The organism is Delftia sp. ASV31, from assembly GCF_016428765.1.
GTDB classification, from domain to species: Bacteria; Pseudomonadota; Gammaproteobacteria; order Burkholderiales; family Burkholderiaceae_C; genus Comamonas; species Comamonas acidovorans.
The window spans coordinates 1-3,907 of sequence record NZ_JAELTK010000162.1; the positions used below are offsets into that span (position 1 = coordinate 1).

Annotated in this window: 3 protein-coding genes; all 3 read right to left on the reverse strand. The window is 66.9% G+C overall.

Annotation, left to right across the window (positions count from 1 at the left end; all coding sequences use genetic code 11):
• Positions 1-339 precede the first annotated feature (339 nt).
• Positions 340-978 carry a bifunctional 4-hydroxy-2-oxoglutarate aldolase/2-dehydro-3-deoxy-phosphogluconate aldolase gene (gene eda / locus JHD82_RS28550; RefSeq protein WP_012205592.1) on the reverse strand — a complete coding sequence of 213 codons (639 nt, stop codon included), beginning with the start codon at positions 976-978 and terminating at the stop codon, positions 340-342.
• Positions 963-2,789 carry a phosphogluconate dehydratase gene (edd, locus tag JHD82_RS28555; protein ID WP_199140239.1) on the reverse strand — a complete coding sequence of 609 codons (1,827 nt, stop codon included), beginning with the start codon at positions 2,787-2,789 and terminating at the stop codon, positions 963-965. Before edd ends, eda begins: the two co-directional genes overlap by 16 nt.
• Before the next feature lie 110 nt (positions 2,790-2,899).
• The coding region (locus JHD82_RS28560; RefSeq protein WP_233174938.1) for a TRAP transporter substrate-binding protein at positions 2,900-3,907 on the reverse strand (1,008 nt) is incomplete at its 5' end.

Below are 3,907 nucleotides of genomic sequence, written 5' to 3' on the forward strand. Positions count from 1 at the left end.
CCCCCCCCCCCCCCCCCCCCCCCCCCCCCCCCCCCCCCCCCCCCCCCCCCCCCTTTTAGATGTGTATAAGAGACAGCAATTATTCTTGTGCATATGCGAATGTTTCAAGACAGCCTATTGATATCGTCTTGTCAAAAGGCTGTTTGAAGGATAAGCAATGATTGTAACGTTGTGTTATGAAATCAATCCCTCCTTTCCTCGCACCTTGACTTTGCATTTTGCGCAAACATTGCCGCAATACGCATAATTTTCAATGGATTCAAGTCCCCATCCCCAATCGATGGCCCAGACAAACAAAAGCGGCCCCTTGGGGGCCGCTGGTTCCGGGGCAATGGCGACTCAGGCGCTGCGCAGGCTTTTGGCTGCGCCGGCCAGTGCGGTGATCCGCTGCCAGTCACCCTGCTCCAGTGCATCGGCAGGCACCAGCCAGGAGCCACCGACGCAGACCACGTTGGACAGCGCCAGGAATTGCGCCGCATTGTCCGCAGACACGCCGCCCGTGGGGCAGAACCGCACGTCGCCGAACGGGCCTTGCCAAGCCTTGAGCATGGCCGTGCCGCCCGCCTGTACGGCGGGGAAGAATTTCAGCTCGTTGAAGCCGTCGTCCTGGGCGGCCATGATTTCGCCGCTGGTGGCCACGCCGGGCAGCAGCGGCAGCTGCAGGGCCTGGCAGGCCTGGCCCAGTGCGCCGGTGTAGCCGGGGCTCACGGCAAAGCGCGCACCGGCGCTGGCGGCGGCACGGGCATCGGCGGCGCTGCGCACGGTGCCGGCGCCCACGATGGCCTCGGGCACGGCACGTGCAATGGCTTCGATGCTGGCCAGGCCCTCGGGCGTGCGCAGCGTGACTTCCAGTACGCGGATGCCGCCCGCGACCAGGGCCTGGGCCATGGGCACGGCATGTGCGACGTTGTTCAGGACGATGACCGGGATGACCGGCGCGTCCTGCATGATGGCCAGTGCCGTCAGTCGTTGATCCATGTGCAAGCTCCCTCTTCTGCGCTGAGCGCGTGGCGCCGGAATCCGGCAAACAGTTCGCGGCCAAAACCCCGGCCATTGGCCTGGCGCAGTGCCTGCGGCATGGTGGCCAGGGGCCGCTGCTGCCATTCGGTGTCATCGACCAGCACGGCCAGGGTGCCGGCCACGGCGTCCAGGCGTACCAGGTCCCCGTCTTGCAGGCGCGCCAGCGGCCCGCCCACGCAGGCCTCGGGCGAGACATGGATGGCGGCGGGCACCTTGCCCGAGGCGCCGCTCATGCGGCCGTCCGTGACCAGGGCCACCTTGTAGCCCTTGCCCTGCAGCACGGCAAGCGGCGGGGTGAGCTTGTGCAGCTCGGGCATGCCGTTGGCGCGCGGACCCTGCCAGCGCACCACGCAGATGACATCGCGGTCCAGCTCGCCGGCCTTGAAGGCCTGCTGCAGCGCTTCCTGCGAGTCGAAGATGCGCGCGGGCGCCTCGACCACATGGCGGTCCTCGGGCACGGCGCTGACCTTGATCACGCTGCGCCCCAGGTTGCCGGACAGCAGCTTGAGCCCGCCCGTGGCGCTGAAAGGCGCATCGGCCGGGCGCAGCACGGACAGGTCGCCGGAGACTTCTGCCTCGTGCCAGACGAGATGGCCATCTTCCACGGCGGGAATGCGCGCAAATTCCTGCAGGCCCTCGGGCCGCACGGTGAGCACATCGCCATGCATGAGGCCGGCCTTCAGCAGCTGGCCGATCACGTAGCCCGGCCCGCCTGCGGCCTGGAACTGGTTCACGTCGGCGCTGCCGTTGGGATAGACGCGGGCCAGCAGCGGCACCACGCCCGAGAGTTCCGAAAAATCATTCCAGTCGATGACGATGCCTGCCGCACGCGCCACGGCCACCCAATGGATCAGGTGGTTGGTCGATCCGCCCGTGGCCAGCAGGGCCACCATGGCGTTGACGATGCAGCGCTCGTCCACCACATGGCCAATGGGTGCGAAGCGGCGGTTCTTGGTGATGGCCAGCACGCTGCGCATGGCCTCGCGCGTGAGCAGTTCGCGTTCGCCGTCGGCCGGGTTGATGAAGGCCGTGCCCGGCACGTGCAGGCCCATGGCCTCCAGCAGCATCTGGTTGCTGTTGGCCGTGCCGTAGAAGGTGCAGGTGCCTTCGCCGTGGTAGGCAGCCGTTTCGGCGGCCAGCAGTTCCTTGCGGCCCACCAGGCCCTGCGCGGCCTGTTCGCGCACCTTGGCCTTGTCGCCATTGGACAGGCCCGAGGTCATGGGGCCGGCCGGCACGAACACCGTGGGCAGGTGGCCGAAATGCAGGGCCCCGATCAGCAGGCCTGGCACGATCTTGTCGCAAATGCCCAGCATCAGCGCGGCGTCGAACACGTCATGCGACAGCGCGATGGCCGTGCCCATGGCAATGGCATCCCGGCTGAACAGGCTCAGTTCCATGCCTGGCGCGCCCTGGGTCACGCCGTCGCACATGGCCGGCACGCCGCCGGCGACCTGCGCCGTGGCGCCGAGCTTGCGCGCCTCGTCCTTGAGGATGTCGGGATAGCGTGCCAGCGGCGCATGGGCCGAGAGCACGTCGTTGTACGCGGTGACGATGGCGACGTTGGGCGCCTTCTCTTCCACGATGCGTATGCGGTCGCCGCCTGGAATGCCCGCAAAGGCATGGGCCACATTGGCACAGCCCATGGACTGGGCGCCGGGCGGGCGCGCGGCCATGGCGTCCACCTGCTCCAGGTAGGCGGCGCGTGATTGGGCACTGCGCTCGCGGATGCGGCGCGTGACCTGCTCGACGATGGGGTGGATGGTGCTCATGCGGGGTTCCTGCGGATGCGCTGGTGCGCGTTTTCTCTCTGTCGCGTTGTCTTTATGGGAAATATCGGCCGGGGCATCCCTCCCAGGTGCGTCCGGCCCTGCTCCGAAGCTTACTTCACTGCGCGCGCCTGCTTGACGGCAGCCTGCACCTCGTCCCATGTGCCCTGGCCCACGCTCTTGGCAATGCCGGCATTCACCGCGGCGAGCTTGTCGCGCATGCGGCTGGCTTCTGCGGCGGGCAGCTCGTTGACCTGCATGCCCTTGGCCTTGATGTCGGCCAGGGCCTTGGCGGCTTCCTCGCGCGTGTCCTTGCGTTCGAACTCGCGGCTCTTGACGGCGGCGTCCTGCAGCACCTTCTTCTCGGCCGGGCTCAGCGTGTCCCACCACTTCTTGCTGACGGTGACGATCCAGGGGCTGTAGACGTGGTTGGATACCGTGAGGTACTTCTGCACTTCATAGAACTTGCTGGACAGCACGGTGTTGAACGGGTTTTCCTGGCCATCGACGGCGCGGGTCTCCAGCGCCGTGAACAGCTCGGAGAACGGCAGCGGCACGGCATTGGCGCCCAGGGCCTTGAAACTGTCCAGGAAGACGTTGTTCTGCATCACGCGCAGCTTCACGTCGGCCAGGTCTTCCATCTTGGCGATGGGGCGCTTGTTGTTGGTGAGGTTGCGGAAACCGTTTTCCCAATAGACCAGGCCCACCATGCCCTTGGGCTCCAGCGTGGCCTTGACCTTCTCGCCCACGGGTCCGTCCAGCACGGCGTCGGCTTCCTTGACATTGCTGAACAGGAAGGGGGTGTCCCAGACGGCCATCTCGGGCGACAGGCCCACCAGGGTGGCGGTGGAGCCGACCATCATCTCCTGTGCGCCGCCGATCAGCGCCTGCTGCATCTGCGTGTCCGAGCCCAGCGAGGCATTGCCGATGGCACGCACCTTCATCTTGCCGCCCGTGGCCTTCTCGACCTCCTTGGCAAAGAAGCGCGCCGCGCGGCCCTGGTTGGACTCATCGACCAGGCCATAGCCGAAGCGCACGATGCGCGGCTTGAAGTCCTGGGCCATGGCCTGGCCCGTGGCGGCCAGCGTGGTGACGGCGGCCATCAGGCCGGCGAGTGCAAA